Source organism: Acinetobacter sp. MD2(2019) (genome assembly GCF_035615615.1).
Lineage (GTDB): Bacteria > Pseudomonadota > Gammaproteobacteria > Pseudomonadales > Moraxellaceae > Acinetobacter.
Window position 1 is genome coordinate 108,249 of record NZ_VTDU01000004.1, and the last position, 19,252, is coordinate 127,500.

A 19,252-nucleotide genomic window follows, 5' to 3' on the forward strand; every position below is an offset into this window, starting at 1 on the left:
ATCACCATTGCCGATTTTGTATTGGCATGGTGATTTTTTATGTTTAACAGGACGTATATTGATGTTGCATGTCGAAAATCCAAGTGTAAATATTCCGAACGTATTGCAAGCTGCGTTACATAACGTGATTCCAAATAGCACGCTTATGGTGCAGCAATTACCCAAAACGCCAATAAAGTTATGGTTAATTCCACCAGTTTTTCCCACAGAACGATTGGATGATGAAGTCATTCGCCAGATTTGGGAAAATACACCATATTGGATTTTTTGCTGGGCATCTGGTTTGGCGATGGCGCAGTGGTTATTAGAGCATCCTGAACAGGTACAAGGTAAAACTGTACTCGATTTCGGTTCAGGTTCTGGCGTGGTTGCCATTGCTGCAAAGCTGGCAGGTGCAAAACGTGTGATTTGCTGTGATATTGATCCAATCAGTTTGGCTGCTTGCCATGCAAATGCCCAATTAAATGCCGTTGAACTCGAATATTTAGATGATTTATATCGGGCTGAACCCGTCGATGTTCTTTTGGCTGCCGATGTTTTATATGATCAATGCAATCGATTTTTCTTAGATGATTTTTTGAAAATTACGCAAAATGTTTGGGTGGCAGACAGTCGGGTAAGACATTTCGATCATCCCAATTATGTAAAAATGATGGAAAAACAGGCAACCACTTGGCCGGATTTAGATGAAGCCAAAGAATTTAATTTGGTAAGTTTTTATCGAAGTCTGCCTTAACTGAGTTTTAACAACATTGCGCCAGTGAAAATAAAAATAGCAGCAATGATGCGATTCAGCGAAAATTTTTCTTTTAACATGAATCTTGAAATGAGTAGCGCGAATAAAATTGAGGTTTCTCTAAAAGCGGAAATCATTGCAATTGGGTAGAGCGTCATCGCCCATAACGCCAAAGCATAAGAGATAATGCTGCCAATCCCACCCATTAATCCCAAATGCCAATTTTTCTGCGCGTATGCAATGAACGTCATTTTTTGTGTTTTAAGCATCCAAACGCCTAGAACAAGACCCGTCAGCAAATAAATCCACAAGGTATAGGCAATTGGGCTGTGAGATGCACGCACGCCTATTCCATCAATGAGTGTATAACTGGCAATTACAACGGCATTGATGAATGTTAGATAAATACCGATTCGATTTTTTTGATGCCAACGGGCAATAATGGCAAAAATACCCAAGCAAATAAGCGTGATGCCGCACCACGCGCCAAAATGCAGTTTTTCAGCTAAAACAACAGTTGAAAATATGGCGACTAAAAATGGTGCTGTTCCTCGCATGAGTGGATAGCTTTGCGCCATATCGGTCACATGGTAGGTTTTTGCAATTAAGCTAAAATAAATGATTTGTAAAACTACAGAGCAGGCAAGATATGGCCAACTGCTCAAATGAGGCTGCGGTAAAAAGGGTAAAAAGATGAGCGCAATAATGGCTGCGGTTGTGGTAACCAAACAGGTGGTCATATGTTTATTGCTGCCTGATTTTATAATTGCATTCCAAGAAGCATGTAAGCAGGCAGCAAATAACAGAATAATAAATACGTTAACGGACATGGCTGACCGATGAATCGTAACGTTTTATTTTAAAGGTTGAGTTAAAGACACGTTAAGAAGAACAACGGTAGCGCACAACGGTTAATGTGCTTGGGTGAGTTTGCATGGTGTTGCGAAGCGTAACATTGTCATTACTGCTCGTATTGCTTAAACCAAAAGTGGCATTACTGCTACCAATTTGTACACCACTTTGCTGAGGCAAGCTTGCAGGGTTAATGATTTCTGAACTACTTAAAATATCCACTTTATAATTTTGGTTTGAACCCAAAACGCGCTTACATACGTTTTCTAATTTGGTGGTATTTACATTTTGATTAGCATGTACTGCTAAGGTGTAGCTAATAATTGCGCTGTTACTACTTTGGCTTTCAACTTTGTAGCCTGAGTTGCCATTATAACTTTGTGGCATATTTTGGCATGCACTTAGACCTGCTGCAAAAAGTGCGAAACTCATTAATTTTAATGTTGTGTTCATGCGGATTTAACCTATGGCATTTTGGCTTTAGTATGCCATAGCCAGATGAAATACTCATCTGTTTGTTGTGGTTACAAAATAATCGAGATCGCATGCGACTTTTGTTGGTGATTACGAAAATTTAACCAAAAATGTGATATATCTAATCAAGTTAGGGGATTAGTTCACATCACTTGGCATATTACTGCAAACATACATTCTTAAGTTAAATAATAATGCAAGAGGAGCGTGCGCATGACGACTGAACATGTATATAGTCCAGAAGAAAAACGGAAACGAATTTTTGGTATTGTGGGGGCGGCATCGGGAAATTTAGTTGAGTGGTTTGATTTTTATATTTATGCCGTTTTTGCGGTTTATTTTCAGCACGCCTTAACTGCACCCGATATGAACTCTACGACCAAATCAGTATATGTTTGGGGCGTTTTTGCAGCAAGCTTCTTTATGCGACCGATAGGTAGCTGGGTATTTGGACGAATTGCAGACAAATACGGCCGAAAACAATCGATGGTCATTTCGATTTGCTTAATGGCAGTCAGCTCTTTCTTATTTGCTGCATTGCCTACCTATGCTCAGGTTGGCATGGTGGCACCATTTTTACTGTTATTGGTTCGGTTACTGCAAGGGCTTTCGGTGGGTGGTGAGTATGGCGCTGTTGCCACCTACATGAGCGAAATTGCTTTAAAAGGTAAACGTGGATTTTACGCATCGTTCCAATATGTCACCTTGTCTGGCGGTCAATTGCTTGCAAGCTTACTTGGGGTAATTATGCTCATGCTGATGAGTGAACAGCAACTACAAGATGGCGGTTGGAGAATTCCATTTGTGATTGGTGGGATTACCGCTTTATTGTCTTTGCTTGCACGCCGTCGCTTAGAAGAAACCTTATCTGATGATGATACTCAGCGCGAAGAGTCTGGCAGTCTAAAAGAGCTTTTTGCAAAGCATTGGAAGTCATTCTTACTGGTTGTGGGCTATACCGCAGCAGGATCTTTAAGTTTTTATGTCATTACCGTTTATTCAAAAACCTACATTACTGCATTGGGTATTTCAGGAAAAACGGTGGGCTTAATGATGACAGCTGCGCTTTTTGTCTTTATGTTGGCTCAACCTCTGTTCGGTGCAATTGCAGATCGGATTGGACGACGTAAATCGATGCTTATTTTTAGCGCATCATTGGCTATTTCTATTTATCCCGTCATGGTGATTGGTATGCGCTCTGTCAGCGGCTCGCCTGTTTTGGTGACCTTGCTGCTGATTTTCCTAATGATGCTGCTTAGCTTTTATACCTCCATTAGTGGTTTAATCAAAGCTGAAATGTTTCCCGCACATGTGCGCGCATTAGGTGTTGGTTTTTCTTATGCTATCGCAAATGCCATTTTTGGTGGTTCTGCGCCTGCGGTTGCCTTACAGTTTAAAGGTGCGGGTATTGAAAATACCTTCTTTATTTATGTGATTGTCATGCTAGTGATTTGTTTCTTATGCAGTTGGGCCTTACCTAAAGAACCTGAATATTTACATCATGATCACTAGTTTTTGCTGTTAACGCACTCAATAATAAAAATACCAGCCAATCATTGGCTGGTATTTTTATTGCAGAGAATATGTTAATTAGCTGCCTTTAAGTTCGAGACCACCTAAGGTTTTGCAGTCAGGAGCTGTGTTGGATTGCCATTTAACTGCTGTTCCTGTCATTACAGGTCGAACAAATCGCCAAGGCCAAAAACCAAAACGTTGTGTTGAATGGTAGTTAATAATGGCAGTAGCACCTAAATGTTGTGCTCTTTCTTGAATGCGTGGGTAAAGGTCAGTCACACTACCAAAAGTGCCTTTGGCAATTTTGATACGCTTAATTTCGGTATAGGCTGTTGTCGGGACGCCTTCAATTAAACAAACTGGTGCCAAGTGCTTTACTTGAGTATTGGTGCTTGCGTTTGTTTGAGCATTAGGCGTAGTTGCATAAATTTGACTGCTTAGCATTAAGCTTAAGCCTGTGAGCATTAAATATTTTTTCAAAGGATTATCCTTTAATGGTCTAGTTATAAATTGAATGGAGCAAAATAAAAGCCACATTAGGTGGCTTTTATTTCTCATTTGCTTTTAAGCGGCATCTGATGCTTCAAGTGCTTGTAACAACTCTGCTTGACGTTGCTTTAACGCTTTTGGTAAACGTTTACCAAGTTTGTCGAACAATTCTGTGTGGCTTTCAATTTCTTTTAACCAAAGAGCTTTATCTTGAGAAGTGACTTTTTCAAAGTCGGCTTCAGAGAAATCTGTACCTGTCCAATTAATGTCGTTATAGGTTGGAACGAAACCGATTGGTGTTTCAACTGCATTGGCACGACCTTCAACACGGTCAATAATCCACTCTAGAACACGTGTATTTTGACCAAAGCCCGGCCATACGAATTGACCATTTTCATCGCGGCGGAACCAGTTCACGTTAAAGATTTTTGGTAATTGATTGCCAGCTGCTTGCGCTTTAGCACCTACGGTTTGACCAAGTTCTAACCAATGGTTAAAGTAATCTGCCATGTTGTAGCCTGTAAACGGCAACATTGCAAATGGGTCGCGGCGGACAACACCTTGCTGACCCACAGCAGCTGCAGTGGTTTCAGAACCCATCGTTGCAGCTTTATAAACACCATCCACCCAATCGAATGCTTCGCTAATTAACGGCACAGTGTCCGCACGGCGACCACCGAAGATAAATGCTGAAATAGGAACACCTTTTGGATTTTCCCAGTCTGCATCAATTGATGGACATTGTGAAGCCGATACCGTGAAACGTGAGTTAGGGTGAGCTGCTTTTTCACCTTCAGCGTATGGCTGACCTTTCCATGTGGTTAGGTTTGCTGGAACTTCTTTAGTTAAGCCTTCCCACCACACTTGACCATCATCTGTAACTGCAACGTTAGTGTAGATCACGTCTTTATGCATGGTTGCAATACAGTTTGGATTGGTTTTGGTATTTGTACCTGGTGCAACACCAAAGAAACCTGCTTCAGGGTTAATTGCATATAAGCGGCCATCTTCGCCTGGTTTAATCCAAGCAATATCATCGCCTACAGTTTCAATTTTCCAACCTTCATAACCTGCAGGTGGAATGAGCATTGCAAAGTTGGTTTTACCACATGCAGAAGGGAATGCTGCTGCGATATAGTGTTTTTCACCTTTTGGATTGGTTACGCCCAAAATAAGCATATGTTCAGCTAACCAACCTTGCTCACGGCCCATTACCGATGCAATACGTAGCGCAAGACATTTTTTGCCGAGTAATGCGTTGCCGCCATAACCCGAACCAAAAGACCAGATTTCGCGAGTTTCCGGGTAATGAACAATATATTTTTCTTTGTTACACGGCCAAACAGCGTCAGCTTGACCTTCAGCCAAAGGTGCACCAACGGTATGTACACAAGGAATAAACTCGCCATCGGTACCTAATACGTCATATACCGCTTTACCCATACGCGCCATTTTACGCATGCTAACCGCAACGTACGGAGAATCTGTAATTTCAATGCCAATATGTGCAATATGGCTACCGAGTGGGCCCATAGAAAAAGGAACCACGTACATGGTACGGCCTTGCATAGCACCATCAAACAAGCCATTTAATTTTTCGCGCATGATTGCCGGGTCTTCCCAGTTGTTCGTTGCGCCAGCATCTTCTTGTTTTTCTGAACAGATATAAGTACGGTCTTCAACACGTGCAACGTCAGAAGGGTCTGAATTAGCTAAATAAGAACCTGGATGCTTTTCTTGGTTCAGTTTTTGCATCGTGCCGTTCGCAATCATCAAATCAATAAGACGTTGATGTTCTTCTTCGCTGCCGTCACACCATTCGATTTTTGCTGGTTTGGTTAATTGAGCAATTTCTTCCACCCATGCAATCAGCTTAGGATGGCGTACGAATTCAGGTGCATTCACTTGAGTCATGTTGATGGCCTTTGATAATAAGGAAACCAAACACACCTAGATAACAACAAGCGCTGATCGTGAGTGTGTTGAAAAGTGCGGCTATTAAAACATAAACATGAACAGAATTTAAGATGTTGGAATGTGGCTGAACTTGATACAGGAAAAGTGCAGAAAATATTATTGTTTTAAAACATGTGCTTAGGTTTGTTGTTTCTTGTTATTTCTAATTAAAATATTAAAAATAAAAACATTTATTTTTAAAATGTTAATTTATTTCATATATTTAATAATTAGAGTAAATGTTCCAAAAATTAACTTCAGATTGCTTTTATCTGTGCTATTTTTACATAAAATCACTTTTTTGTGGATAAAAAACAATCACAATAAACAAAAAGGAGGGTGAAATGGTCAAATTGCTGAAGCCACTTTCAATTTTATATAACGAAAAATCTGGATTTCATGCACAACAAAAAGAAGATGTGTATGAACAAATGATGACAATTTTTACAGATTACGGATTTGAAATACAAGTTTTCGAGTTTTGCGAAAAAAAATCCATTGATCAGGCGATGCAAGAAATTCTGCATCGCCATCAGCAATTTGAAAATAAGGGCGTTGTGGTTGCCGCAGGTGGTGATGGTACTTTAAATTCAGTGGCAGGATATTTAATGAAAACCGATATTCCTCTGGGGGTTTTGCCATTAGGCACATTTAACTATGTTGCTCGCGCCTATAACATTCCTTTAAATTTATTGGATGCTGCAAAGGTGATTGCGACCGGGCAAAGCTTACCCATTCATGTGGCACGGTTGAATCATTTGGTGTATTTAAATAATGCCAGTTTGGGCTTGTATCCGTTATTTATCGAAAAACGGGAATATTACAATCGGTGGTTAGGGCGCTTTAAAATTCATGCATATACTTCTGCTTTAGATGTGTTGTTTCGGAAATATCCAGAGTTAAAGCTAGAAATTGTTGTCGATGGAGAAAAATATCCGGTCAAAACGCCGCTCATTTTTTTTGGCAATAATACATTACAATTACAAGAGCTCAATTTAAAAATTGCTCAGGGTGCAAAAGAGGGACGACTGGCGGGTATTGTGGTTGCAAAAAGCACACCTTTGGCTGTTTTGAAGCTTTTGATTCAATTGGTACGAGGCGAGATTGAAAAAGCACCACAGGTTTACAGTTTTAGTGCAGATTCTGTCGAAATATATGTGAAAAAAGCCAAAACTATTCGTGTGGCGGTGGATGGTGAATTACGTACCGAGCAATTGCCACTGAAGTTAACTGTTGAAAAAAATGCCTTAAATTTGATGGTGCCGTATGTTGTTACATCTGTCTGATTTGCATTTTGGCACTGAAAAACCCGAATGTTTAACCGCCATTAAACAGTTTTGTAGGCAGCATCCGATTGAAGCAATTGCGGTGAGCGGGGATTTAACCCAGCGCGCCAAGTTTGTACAGTTTTTAAAATGTAAACATTTCTTAGATAGTTTGGATATTCCTTATTTGGTAGTCCCCGGAAATCATGATATTCCGCTGTACCATGTTTGGCATCGTATGCTGCAACCATTTGCAAGTTATAAGCTTTTTTTCGGTGAAACTGAGCGGGTTTTGGAAACCGAACATTATTGTTTAATTGGCGTGAATAGTATTCGTAGGCGACATCATACCCGAGGGCATATTTCCTTAGCGCAAATTCAATATATTGATGAAATTTTAAAGCACATGCCTAAACATAAATTAAAAATGGTGGTGGTGCATCAACCGTTTTATGCGTCTGCGCAACATCCGCATGGGTTAAAAGATTGTCCGATTCTTGGCAAAATGGCTTTGCAGGCGTGGAGTAAGAATGGCTTATTTGCATTGTTGCATGGGCATGTGCATCAGGCTGCGGTCTATGATTTAAATCAAATCTATCATTTGCAGCAAACGCATCCCGTATTAGAAATTCATGCCGGCACGGCAACCTCTTTTCGCTTACATCAGAACTATCCCAACAGTTTTAATGTGCTCATGCCAGACGGTCAGGTGCAGCATTATCAGTTTCATCGAATACAACAACAGTTTGTTTTAATGCCGTAGCGCTTAAAAAAACAGCGAGTGTGGTTGTTGTGATCAAAAAAATGCAAAAAAACGTGATTTTTTTAGCTTCGCCCCTTGAAGCATTATTTTCCATCCCCAAAACAATGACATCCTTACAAAATATAGTTGGTGGCTTTAAGGATTATAAAGTCATCAAACATTGTGAAAAAACTTAACTTAATGGAGTTTCCTATGAGCACTATTCGTCCATTACATGATCGCGTTGTGATTCGTCGTGTAGAAGAAGAAACAAAAACGGCTGGTGGCATTTTATTACCAGGTTCAGCTGCTGAAAAACCTGCTCAAGGTGAAGTCATTGCAGTGGGTAATGGTCAAATCACCGACAATGGTGTGCGCGCATTAGATGTAAACGTTGGCGATAAAGTATTGTTCGGTACTTATGCAGGTACAACAGTGAAAGTCAGCGGCGAAGAGCTATTGATTATGAAAGAGTCTGATATTTTAGCAGTGCTTGAAGGCTAAGCCCCCAGTTTTAGATTGCTATTTTTTCAGATTATATTGATTCAAAAATTCGGAGTAAGACATGTCAGCTAAAGACGTAAAATTCGGTGATTCAGCGCGTTCAAAAATGATCGCAGGTGTAAACGTACTTGCAGATGCAGTAAAAGTAACTTTAGGTCCTAAAGGTCGCAACGTTGTGATCGACCGTTCTTTTGGTGCGCCGCACATCACTAAAGATGGTGTAACGGTTGCCAAAGAAATTACCCTAAAAGACAAGTTTGAAAACATGGGTGCGCAGTTGGTACGTGAAGTATCAAGCAAAACCAACGATATTGCAGGTGACGGTACAACAACTGCAACTGTATTGGCGCAAGCAATTTTAAATGAAGGGATCAAATCAGTGACTGCTGGTATGAACCCAATGGATTTAAAACGCGGGATTGATATTGCGGTTAAAGCAGTTGTTGCCAACATTCGTGATACAGCAAAACCTGCGGATGACTTTAAAGCCATTGAGCAAGTCGGTTCAATTTCTGCAAACTCTGACGAAACTGTTGGTAAATTGATCGCTCAAGCGATGGAAAAAGTCGGTAAAGAAGGCGTAATTACAGTTGAAGAAGGTTCTGGCTTCGAAGATGCGCTTGACGTTGTTGAAGGTATGCAGTTTGACCGTGGTTACATCAGCCCATACTTTGCCAACAAACAAGACACGCTAACTGCTGAACTTGAAAATCCGTTCATTCTGCTTGTTGATAAAAAAATCAGCAACATCCGTGAGTTGATCACCACTTTAGAAGCAGTTGCTAAGACTGGTAAACCACTTTTAATCATCGCTGAAGATGTTGAAGGTGAAGCGCTTGCTACACTTGTTGTGAACAACATGCGCGGTATTATTAAAGTTTGTGCAGTGAAAGCACCAGGTTTTGGTGACCGTCGTAAAGCAATGTTGCAAGATATTGCAATCTTGACTGGCGCAACTGTGATTTCTGAAGAAATTGGTATGTCTTTAGAACAAGCATCGCTACAAGATTTAGGTACTGCGCATAAAGTAACAGTATCTAAAGAAAACACCGTGATTGTTGATGGTGCTGGTAATGCAGCGCAAATCGCTGAACGTGTTCAACAAATCCGCGCACAAATTGAAGAATCTACGTCTGAATACGACAAAGAAAAACTTCAAGAACGTGTTGCTAAATTAGCAGGCGGTGTAGCAGTTATCAAAATTGGTGCAGCAACTGAAGTTGAAATGAAAGAGAAGAAAGACCGCGTAGACGATGCGCTTCATGCAACGCGTGCTGCGGTTGAAGAAGGTGTTGTTGCTGGTGGTGGTGTTGCACTAGTACGCGCAGTAAATTCACTTGACGGCTTAACTGGCGCAAATGATGACCAAACTGTGGGTATCAACATTTTACGCCGTGCGATTGAAGCGCCACTTCGTCAAATCGTATCAAACGCAGGTGATGAACCGTCTGTTGTTGTTAATGCGGTTAAAGCAGGCGAAGGTAACTTCGGTTACAATGCAGCTACTGGCGAATATGGCGATATGCTTGAAATGGGTATTTTAGACCCTGCTAAAGTGACTCGTTCAGCTCTTGAGCATGCAGCATCTGTTGCAGGTTTAATGTTGACCACTGAAGCGATGATCACTGATATTCCAGAAGATAAACCTGCTGCACCAGACATGGGCGGTATGGGTGGAATGGGCGGTATGATGTAATCGCTTAATGCCTAAGAAGTGTCTGTAATTTTGTTGTCATTCATTAATTTTTTTTGATGTGACTCACTAGATTACTCCACTAAGCTTAAAAATAAAAAAGGTCGCTTAATTGCGACCTTTTTTATTTTTAAGCAATTTAAAAAACTAATTTTTATTAGCTCGGTTTTTTTGGCATCGATTTTAGTACTGTTTCAAATTGGGTATTTGCTTGCTCACATGCTTGTGTCAATTGTGTTTTGTCCGAAATAGATGCCCACTGTGTACGTGCTTGGTCTAATTGAGTTTTATAGGTTTCAGCCACTTGTGGGTAATCTTTAATGAAATTTTCAACCGTGGTGAAATATTTTTCACAGCTTTCTGGCAATTGAGTTTGTGCAGAAGCAGTTGCTGTGGTGGCAGGAGCAGATGCCGCTGAAGCAGTTGCAGTAGTTTCTGAACTTTCTTTATTTTCAGGTTTAGAACATGCAGTAAGTGCTAAAGAAAGAAGTAAAAATGAAAAAGCAAACTTAGTTTTCATAGAATAAATCCATTTATGTTAATTGGTTCACATAAATTAATATAAATAACAACTTTAATCAATATTAAATTAGGTTATTCGTCTGAGCGTTTAAATATTTACAATGTGCATGTGTAAGTGGGTTATTGCATTGCAAGTCATGAGCACTCAAATTTTCACTTTATCCAAAGCAATCAGTGTGTACGCAATGATGTTTAATAATGCGTACCAGAATTTTTTATTTGCAAGATTATATCCATTTGAAATATAAACTGAGTACATTAGATGCGAATATTTATCTCTATACTTTGAAATTTAGTCTTAAATCGGGCATTACTGCAATAAATCTAAATAAAGTTGAATCGAATAATTCAGTACTACACTTGTTTAGAATTCACTTTAACTAAGCGCCAATATGCAAAACTTAAAAAAATGAGCATACAACCTAGCAAATAGGCGAGTTTGGGTACAATAATTGTCGTTGGTACACCCATTTGATTGAGTTGTACAAACATTTGAATGCCTTGGGTCGATGGAAGAATCCATGCTAATTTTTGCACAATGAAGGGCATGGCTTCATGTGGCCATGCGATCCCTGAAAGTAGAAATAGGGGAATGGAACTGACTACAAGCAGATGTCCAGTCCGTTCTTGCATGTCTAAAAATGAAGCCAATAACATGCTCATTGCTGCAACGGCACTCACATAAATGGGGACAGTGAGTAACATTCCCCAGAAATTTCCACCACGCGGATAGTCATACAACCAAAATATAAAGCCAAATAAATAAAAACAGCCTAAGCAACCGATGGTGATGGCACTGGCAAAATGGGCAAAAAACTCAGTTTTAGATGGTCGCCATTTTTTTTCTCGGTAACTGCTAATGAGCATGGTAAATCCGAGTAACAACGTTTGATGGATAATTAAGGGCGCAACCGCAGGAAAAATATAGCTGCCATAGCCTGAAAGAGGATTAAACAGGGTTACTTTATGAATACTCGGTGTAATTTCAAAATGCGAAATTTGCGAATATTTTGCTGCATATTCAGCGGCAACCGATTCAAGTGCTTCTGCAAGTCCTGTACCAGCTTCTTTTAAACGCAGAAAATAAGCCGCGCTTAAATACAGCCCAATTCCGCCAGTTTCCCCATGTCTTAAACTTTGGCTTAAGTTTTGTGGTAAATACAACATGCCTTCGGCTTGCTGATTTTGCAGCATATTTTGTGCTTCATTAAATTGCGGTGTAATTTTTTTAATGTGGATGTTCGGGCTTTGTGATGCCGCTTGAATCATCATTTGGGTTAATTGGCTTTGTTCTTCATCAACGATAACAATTGGAATGGCTTCGGCATGTTGTGCTTGATAGGCAGTTGGATAAAAAAAACCATAGAGCAGAATGGCCAGCACCATAGTTGTAAAAACGGATGAGTTTTTAACAATGTTTTGAAATGTTTGAAGGTAAAAATGCCAAAAATTTTTCATACGCCGGTTGCCTTTTTAATTTTACTTGCCAACCATTGGCTTAATCCTAAATAAAACACTGCCGAAATAACTAAAATGAGCAACGGTAAAATAGAAACAGTCCATGAACTGCCAACTACCCATTGTTGGGTTTGTAGTTTTACATAAGGCGTGTAGGGTAAAAGTTCTGACCAAAATCGAGTAAACAGTGGTGCATTATTTACAGGCAAGGTTACACCTGCAAAACTTAATGAGGATCCGCCGTAAATTGCAATCACGCCGAAGGATTTGTTTAAATCTTTGGTGGCTAAAACAATCACACAGCTAATACAGGCATAGATAAAATACATCAGAAATTGCGCGGTTAAAATCAGCCAGACACTGCCTGCAACAAACCATCCTCTAAAGAAAATCAGCCAATACATCCAAGCCCAAGTCCAAAAACAGACAATGAAAACATGGACCAAAATTTTTCCCAATAAGGCGTTGAATGTGGATGTGTTCAACCATGTATCGACAGTTTTTCGTTTTAGCTCTTGGCCTACACTAAACGCGACTGTGCAGCAAAGTAAAAGGTGCAACATTGCAGGAATTATGAAGGGTTCTAAGAAAAATTCATAACTTAAACTTGGGTTATACAGTGCCGAAACTTTTAAGTGCGGTAAAGGTGCATCTAGATAGGGAAGGCTATTTTTCAGATAATCTTCTTGTAAGTAACTCAAACTGGCTTGATAAGTTGCCAATTGCATTGCCGTTGAGATGCTATTGCCAATACTATAAAACGCTTGGTTATAAAAAATGCCAATGTGGGCATCTTGTCCTTTCACCAGACGCTGTTCTGCGCCTTCGGGAATGCTTACATAGCCCCAAATTTTTGTGCTATTTAACCAATGTTCGGCTTCGGCAGTTTGTGTGGTGACATATTGAATATGCAGCGTATTATTTTGACGGAGTCGCTGCTGAATGGTTTGGCTTAATTGACTATGGTCCTGATCGACAATCGCAATTGGCAAATGACGCGCCTGACCGGCATAAAACATGCTTGCAAACAAGACAATAATGATGAGTGGTGCAAGGGTGAGCATGCTTAAATCCCATTTATGTTGCCATAAATAGCGCAGTTCACGGCGCATGCTAGAAAACATGCTTAATTGGCCTGTTTCACTTTAAAAATCACACTCATGCCCATTTTTAAATCGACACTGCCGTGTTCAGGGCTAAGATGTAATTTAAAGCTGCGAATATCGTATCCGCCAGTTTGCCGAGTATTACGTAGCGTTGCAAAATCACCCTCGGCATCAATACTGTCTATTTTAAAGTTCATAGTTTTATTCAGCGCGGGAATGGTGCCTTCAATAACTTTGGCTTTATAAATATCGGCGTATTGATCTTCACGAACATTTAAACTCACCCAAAGATGGTTAGTATCTAACACGCTAACAATTGGTACAGCGGCTGCAACTAATTCAGACGGTTTGCCATAAATTTTCGATACAGTTCCAGTAATGGGCGCAATTAATTGGGTTTCTGCGACCAGTGCATTGGCTTCATTGACCGCGGCTTGGGCAATATCGACTTGCGCTGCGGCACTACTTCTTTGCTGCGTTGTACCGCCGGCTTTGGCGCGTTTATATTGTTGATACGCCGCTTCAGTCATTTCGCTGCTCGACTTTTTTGCGGCCCATAATTCATCTTTACGTTGCCGAGAAATCACCCCTTGTTGATATAAATTTGCCCCACGTTGGTAAGTGGTTGCTGCCAAAACTTCTTGTGCTTTCAGACTTTGCCAATTGGCATATAAGCTGTCGGCATTTTCTTCACGTGCACCGCGTGCCACAGATTCTTGAAGTGCTTGTGCAGATTGTAAAGCGGCTAAAGCTTGTTGTTTTTTTGCATCGACTTCGGGGCTATACAAGCGAGCCAAAGGTTGACCTTTTTGTATGTGTTGACCTTCTTCTATATAAATTTCTTCTAAGCGGCTAGGCACTTTGGTGGTGACTTGTATGGTATCGGCTTCGACACGCCCTTGAATATCGACATATTGTGGTTGATAGCTTTTCCAAAGACCAAAGGCAATCAGTAGCAATAACAGCAGCAGAACAATTGCAATAATGATTTTAACTTTGCCATTTTTTGCTGTTTTGTTTACATTCGAATTGGTTTTTTCATGCTGTTCAGACGTATCTTCCGCAGAATTTGACGGGAGGTCATGTTGAGATTCGTCTTTTGAAGTCATAATATTCCTCATGCATCTCTTAACGGATGTAAACAGTATTTGGTAAGGTGATGTAGCTTGTAAATTGGTCGAGCGAACCGTGACTTTGCAATAGCGTTGCCAATGCCAAAATGTATTGATACGCGTTCATGGCTTCTTCTGCGCGAATGGCATTCAAGGCATTCTCAGCATCAATGATTTGAGTCGGGGTGCCCATACCTTCTTTAAATGATAAATTTTGGATTCTCAAATTTTCTTGCGCAGCCTGTTTATCTTGTTGTAATAATGCATTGGTTTTTTGGCAGCGTTGCATGCTTGAAAAAGCTTTAAATAAAATATTCTCAATTTCTTGTTTGCTTTTTTCAGTCGATAATTCGACTGCTTGGTGTTCAAATTCAGCAGCTTCGGCCTTTTTCTTAGCATCAATACCTGAGAATAAATTATATCGTGCCGCAATGCCCACAATCCAATTGTGGTGTTTGTCTAAGCCGTAATCACCAAAAGCATAAATACTTGGTTTGCGCGCTACATTTTGTAATTTTACATTTTGTTCAGCAATTGCGCTATCTAACTGCATTTTTTGAATAAGCGCAGATTGTTGTGGGTAGCTTTGCAGCAAAGAAGATAAATCTTGCACCATGTGTTGATTAATAAAGAGTGGCGTTAAAAGCTGCAAATCGTCTGGTTGTTTGAGTAGATTATGCAGTACAAACAAACTGTTACTTCGTTCAATTTGCACACTTTCGAGCGCCCGTGAAGCGGTATTTCGTGCAACTTCAAATTGCATACGTTGCCCTTGGCTAATAAAACCTTGTTTTTCCAGTTTTACCGCATTATCAAGATGTCTTTGCATGGTATTTAAATTATGTTGCGCCACATTAAATAGTTGTTGCTGTAACTGCACATTAAAATAATTTTGAATGACTTCAAAGCGTTGAATATTTTGTTGTTGTTGATCATTTAAAGCACTGCGGCCAGATTGCAACTGGGCAATCTTTTGTGTTGTACGAATCAGCCCACCAGTATAAAGCGGCATAATCATCGAAATAGAGGGGGTAAATCCGTGATCTTTAACCGTGACATCCACATTGTTTGGAATTAAATTTACGCCTCGACCAACGGCTTCTTGCGTCCCGCTATTGATGGCTTTGACTGCTTCATCGCTCAGCCCCAGTTGGCTTTGCACATCAGACAATTGATTAGTTAAGCCTTGTGAAAAAGAATTTTTAATGCTGTCTTTTACGCTATTAAGTGGAATCGAGCTTTCGGTACGAAACGAGTAACCTATGGCGTTGAATGTGACGCGGGGCAGGGCTAAATATTTAAGCGCATCGGCATTTAAGTTGGCCGCTTGTTGTAATGCAGCGCTGGCTTGGGTGCTATAACTGTGCTTTAAAACAGTATTTTCTGCATCGTTATAACTGAGTTCTTGCGTGTGCCCAAGCTGAGTTAAGCATAAACATAGTGGAATAAGCGCAAGTTTATTTTTCCCAAAAAAATGGGGATTATGCTGTTTTTGTTTTATAGTTAAAAACTGAAGTAGAGGCATATTATTCTAACTCGCTGTTTTATATATCTATATTAAAATGTGGTGGAATCTAAGGTTTTCATTTAATCAGGTGCAGTAGCTACATCTTTGAATATATTTTTACAGGGGTGAACATATAAGCATTTAATATTTGATTATAAAAGAATGAATTATAACGTAACTTATTCGATATTAGCATGAAAAATTGTAGCGCTTAAATGTCGTGTCTTGAATTGATGTTTAGCATTTTAAAAACCTTGCTATATGTCTTATTTAAATAGAAATATTCATCAATGAAAAATACATCACTTGGGTATTCTATGGTTAAATATCGGCAACTTTATTGTGTTTAACCATGAAAGGAAAAATCATGCGCGCGTACAATTTCTGTGCTGGTCCTGCGGCCTTACCGACAGCTGTTTTGGAAAAAGCTCAACACGAGCTATTGGATTGGCAAGGTAAAGGCGTTTCCATCATGGAAATGAGTCATCGTAGTCAAGATTATGTTGCCGTTGCAGAAAAAGCAGAAGCTGACTTACGTAAACTCATGAATATTCCTGAAAATTACAAAGTCTTATTTTTACAAGGCGGTGCAACCTTACAATTTTCTGCCATTCCTTTGAATTTGTTGGGTAAAAATGCGCATGCAGATTATATCCATACAGGTATTTGGTCAGAAAAAGCCATTAAAGAAGCACAGCGTTACGGTCAAATTCATGTTGTTGATGCAGCAACCAAAATTGATGGGAAATTTGCCATTGCAGATGCGAGTCAGTGGACGCTTTCAGACCAAGCAGCCTATGTGCATTATTGCGAAAATGAAACCATTGGTGGTTTGCAATTTAGCCATATTCCAGAAACTAAAGCCCCATTAATTGCTGATTTATCGTCTAGTATTTTATCTGCACCCATTGATGTGTCTAAGTTTGGCTTGATTTACGCTGGGGCACAAAAAAATATTGGCCCTGCGGGTTTAACCATCGTGATTGTACGTGAAGACTTGCTTGACCAAGCTAAACCTGAAATTCCAAGCTTACTTAAATATTCAGCACAAGCCAAAAATGAGTCGATGGTAAATACTCCTGCAACGTATGCGTGGTATTTGTCGGGCTTGGTGTTTGAATGGTTGCTCGAGCAAGGTGGTGTCGAGGCAATTCACACAGTGAATCAACAAAAAGCTGAGTTGTTATATGGTTATATTGACGACAGCGAGTTTTATAACAACCCAATTGCGCTTGCAAACCGTTCACTCATGAATGTGCCATTTACTTTGGCAGATAGCTCACTCGATAAACTGTTCCTAGAAGAAGCAGAGAAAAATCATTTGCTGAATTTAGCAGGGCATCGTTCTGTGGGCGGCATGCGTGCCAGTATTTATAATGCGGTGCCATTAGAAGCAGTTCAGGCATTGGTCCGCTTTATGGATGACTTTGCACAGCGTCATGGATAAATCTTAAGCATAAAAAAGGTGCTGAATTTTTTTAGCACCTTTTTTAATTCAATGATTGATTATTTTAGAATAAAAAATGACAGAGTAAGCCAACCAAGAACATACCCAACATAAAAAAGCACATGGCTCCAAAATCGAGTTTAATACGCGGTTGGGTGTGCTGTTGAATCATGCTAGACGTCTGTTGTTGTGTAATTTTCATTGATAACTGCCTAAATATGATCAATTACTTATACTTAGCTTATATATATTTACCTTTTAGCATAAATAGTAGCCTGAATCCAGAGATTTCCACGAATATATTGCCCAATTTCAAAATTTTTATAGACAGCATCTTTGGTGGCAATTCGAACAAGGGTAGCTTCTTGATGTTCTTCAAGCAATAAAGTCACATCATACAGGGTATATTCTGAATCCATGGCTTGAGTGGATGATTTGCCAACAATCTTACCTTGAAACCATGCTTCATCTTCTTGCCCGAGGTTTTCACCATATAAATAGGCCACCATTTGTGAAAAATCGACAGTGACGGGGGCTTTATCATCTTCAGTTTTGGGTTGCCATGCATCAATCAGTTCTTGTAGGTTGGGCGGAGCAATCCCGTTATGTTCAGACAAAATCTCGTTGAGTGCGCGGTGATGCTTAATTGAGGCAGGGTCATCCACCACAATGTGCTCATGTTCATTTACAATTTCTAATTGATATGCCCACGCATTTAAATGAACTTGATAATTTTGCTGAACTTCATAATGTGGATGATTGACACAGTACAAGGTATCAAAAGCATACACAGTTGCATTTTGCCCCACATTTAAACGCAGAACCGCCTGAGTTTTGGACTGATTTTGAATAATGCGTTCCACTTGTGCTGTGGTTGCATACGGGTTTTCAAAGCTTGGAAAGGCAATTTGAACCGCTTTAGGACGGTTGTCCTCGACAGCAACCACCTGAGTAAATTGAATAGTGGCATTGCTTGGACCTTGAATGAGCCATGCGTCGTTTGCCATTTCTTCTTCTGTTGTGCATAAGCCCATTGGCATAATTGGGGCATCAAGGGCAAGGCCTAACCATGTCGGGACGTTTTGACTCGGTTCTTCGGTTAACAGGCTCCAATGTTCGATATGGCTGCCAAAATGGGTATCATCGATAGTAACGACTTCTGGTCTGTTATTTTGCATAGTCATAAGCACACTTGTCTGCCTTGTTTTATATGTTTATCGAGGATAAATACGTATTTTTCAAGGGCAAAGGTACAATTATCTACATGAAATAGAGTTATTGTGGTCTTTTTAGCTTAAAAATTATTCATGTCTTATTCTTCTGTGATGAAAACACCGCTAAATCTGCCAAAGCAGATTGAATTTGTTAGACTAGCGCAACATATAAGCAAATGAGTAATTTTGTGGTCAGTTTTAAATTATGGATTGATGCCGATGCAATTCCTAAAATTTTAAGAGAAATTATTTTTAGGGCATCTGACCGATATTTATTAGATGTTATTTTTGTTGCCAATCAACCACTGGGTATTGCACCTTCTGTCCGAATTAAATCGTTACAGGTCTTAAGTGGCGCCGATCAGGCCGATCAAGAAATTGTTAAACAAATGGCTGCGCACGATATTGTGGTCACACAAGATATTCCGTTGGCCGCGCAGGTGATTGAAAAGGGCGGTGTGGCAATACATCCTCGTGGGGAAATTTTTACCACCGAAAATATTAAAGCGCGCCTGCATTTGCGTGATTATATGGATGTTTTACGCGGTTCAGGGGTACAAACGGGCGGGCCAAAACCAATTAATGACCGCGATAAACGCGAATTTTCGAGTGCTTTAGATCAAACCATTCAACGTCAAATTCGAAAGACCAAAGTTTAAC

At 40.0% G+C, this 19,252-nt stretch carries 19 protein-coding genes; 8 read left to right on the forward strand and 11 right to left on the reverse strand.

What is annotated here, in order from left to right; all coding sequences use genetic code 11:
- The first annotated feature begins 61 nt into the window (after positions 1-61).
- Complete coding sequence (locus I2F62_RS03705; protein WP_324625672.1) at positions 62-736, forward strand: class I SAM-dependent methyltransferase; 675 nt, start codon at positions 62-64, stop codon at positions 734-736.
- On the opposite strand, the gene I2F62_RS03710 is transcribed toward I2F62_RS03705, so the two are convergent.
- Positions 733-1,566 carry a DMT family transporter gene (locus I2F62_RS03710; RefSeq protein ID WP_324625673.1) on the reverse strand — a complete coding sequence of 278 codons (834 nt, stop codon included), beginning with the start codon at positions 1,564-1,566 and terminating at the stop codon, positions 733-735. The genes I2F62_RS03705 and I2F62_RS03710 overlap by 4 nt on opposite strands.
- A gap of 52 nt (positions 1,567-1,618) precedes the next feature.
- On the reverse strand, positions 1,619-2,041 hold the full coding sequence (locus I2F62_RS03715) for a hypothetical protein (protein WP_324625674.1): 423 nt from the start codon (positions 2,039-2,041) through the stop codon (positions 1,619-1,621).
- 234 nt (positions 2,042-2,275) lie between these two features.
- On the opposite strand from I2F62_RS03715, the gene I2F62_RS03720 reads away from it, so the two are divergent.
- On the forward strand, positions 2,276-3,574 hold the full coding sequence (locus tag I2F62_RS03720; RefSeq protein WP_324625675.1) for an MFS transporter: 1,299 nt from the start codon (positions 2,276-2,278) through the stop codon (positions 3,572-3,574).
- A 78-nt stretch (positions 3,575-3,652) separates the two neighbouring features.
- Here I2F62_RS03720 and I2F62_RS03725 read toward each other — a convergent pair whose 3' ends face one another.
- Both I2F62_RS03725 and I2F62_RS03730 read right to left on the reverse strand, forming a co-directional pair.
- Positions 3,653-4,057: a hypothetical protein gene (locus tag I2F62_RS03725; RefSeq protein WP_324625676.1), complete on the reverse strand. Its 405-nt coding sequence runs from the start codon at positions 4,055-4,057 to the stop codon at positions 3,653-3,655.
- Between the two features lie 84 nt (positions 4,058-4,141).
- Positions 4,142-5,986 (reverse strand): phosphoenolpyruvate carboxykinase (GTP), encoded by a 1,845-nt coding sequence (locus I2F62_RS03730; RefSeq protein ID WP_324625742.1) that lies wholly within the window; start codon positions 5,984-5,986, stop codon positions 4,142-4,144.
- Between the two features lie 380 nt (positions 5,987-6,366).
- Between I2F62_RS03730 and I2F62_RS03735 the strand changes: the two genes are divergently transcribed.
- The 4 genes from I2F62_RS03735 (at position 6,367) to groL (ending at position 10,229) form a co-directional block, all read left to right on the forward strand.
- Complete coding sequence (locus I2F62_RS03735; RefSeq protein WP_324625677.1) at positions 6,367-7,308, forward strand: diacylglycerol/lipid kinase family protein; 942 nt, start codon at positions 6,367-6,369, stop codon at positions 7,306-7,308.
- A complete protein-coding gene (locus I2F62_RS03740; RefSeq protein WP_324625678.1) occupies positions 7,289-8,050 on the forward strand; it encodes a metallophosphoesterase family protein in 762 nt (253 codons plus the stop codon). Before I2F62_RS03735 ends, I2F62_RS03740 begins: the two co-directional genes overlap by 20 nt.
- 192 nt (positions 8,051-8,242) lie before the next feature.
- Complete coding sequence (locus tag I2F62_RS03745; RefSeq protein WP_324625679.1) at positions 8,243-8,533, forward strand: co-chaperone GroES; 291 nt, start codon at positions 8,243-8,245, stop codon at positions 8,531-8,533.
- A gap of 61 nt (positions 8,534-8,594) precedes the next feature.
- Positions 8,595-10,229: a chaperonin GroEL gene (gene groL, locus I2F62_RS03750; protein WP_324625680.1), complete on the forward strand. Its 1,635-nt coding sequence runs from the start codon at positions 8,595-8,597 to the stop codon at positions 10,227-10,229.
- A 154-nt stretch (positions 10,230-10,383) separates the two neighbouring features.
- On the opposite strand, the gene I2F62_RS03755 is transcribed toward groL, so the two are convergent.
- The 5 genes from I2F62_RS03755 to I2F62_RS03775 all read right to left on the reverse strand — a co-directional run bounded on the left by I2F62_RS03755 (position 10,384) and on the right by I2F62_RS03775 (position 15,949).
- A complete protein-coding gene (locus tag I2F62_RS03755; protein WP_324625681.1) occupies positions 10,384-10,746 on the reverse strand; it encodes a DUF5339 family protein in 363 nt (120 codons plus the stop codon).
- Positions 10,747-11,102: 356 nt separating this feature from the next.
- On the reverse strand, positions 11,103-12,206 hold the full coding sequence (locus tag I2F62_RS03760; RefSeq protein ID WP_324625682.1) for an ABC transporter permease: 1,104 nt from the start codon (positions 12,204-12,206) through the stop codon (positions 11,103-11,105).
- Entirely contained in the window at positions 12,203-13,330 is a 1,128-nt protein-coding gene (locus I2F62_RS03765; RefSeq protein WP_324625683.1) for an ABC transporter permease, read from the reverse strand. Before I2F62_RS03765 ends, I2F62_RS03760 begins: the two co-directional genes overlap by 4 nt.
- A gap of 2 nt (positions 13,331-13,332) precedes the next feature.
- Complete coding sequence (locus I2F62_RS03770; RefSeq protein WP_324625684.1) at positions 13,333-14,421, reverse strand: HlyD family secretion protein; 1,089 nt, start codon at positions 14,419-14,421, stop codon at positions 13,333-13,335.
- A gap of 19 nt (positions 14,422-14,440) precedes the next feature.
- Positions 14,441-15,949, reverse strand: coding sequence for a TolC family protein (locus I2F62_RS03775; RefSeq protein WP_324625685.1), 1,509 nt, complete (start codon positions 15,947-15,949; stop codon positions 14,441-14,443).
- A gap of 349 nt (positions 15,950-16,298) precedes the next feature.
- Here I2F62_RS03775 and serC point away from each other — a divergent pair, with 349 nt between their 5' ends.
- Positions 16,299-17,378 carry a 3-phosphoserine/phosphohydroxythreonine transaminase gene (gene serC / locus I2F62_RS03780; protein WP_324625686.1) on the forward strand — a complete coding sequence of 360 codons (1,080 nt, stop codon included), beginning with the start codon at positions 16,299-16,301 and terminating at the stop codon, positions 17,376-17,378.
- A gap of 64 nt (positions 17,379-17,442) precedes the next feature.
- Here the strand turns inward: serC and I2F62_RS03785 are convergent, their stop codons facing one another.
- Together I2F62_RS03785 and I2F62_RS03790 are read right to left on the reverse strand one after the other, a co-directional pair.
- Positions 17,443-17,580: a hypothetical protein gene (locus I2F62_RS03785; protein WP_324625687.1), complete on the reverse strand. Its 138-nt coding sequence runs from the start codon at positions 17,578-17,580 to the stop codon at positions 17,443-17,445.
- Positions 17,581-17,629: 49 nt separating this feature from the next.
- Positions 17,630-18,556 (reverse strand): hypothetical protein, encoded by a 927-nt coding sequence (locus I2F62_RS03790; RefSeq protein WP_324625743.1) that lies wholly within the window; start codon positions 18,554-18,556, stop codon positions 17,630-17,632.
- A gap of 212 nt (positions 18,557-18,768) precedes the next feature.
- On the opposite strand from I2F62_RS03790, the gene I2F62_RS03795 reads away from it, so the two are divergent.
- Positions 18,769-19,251, forward strand: coding sequence for a YaiI/YqxD family protein (locus tag I2F62_RS03795; RefSeq protein ID WP_324625688.1), 483 nt, complete (start codon positions 18,769-18,771; stop codon positions 19,249-19,251).
- Position 19,252: the final 1 nt, after the last annotated feature.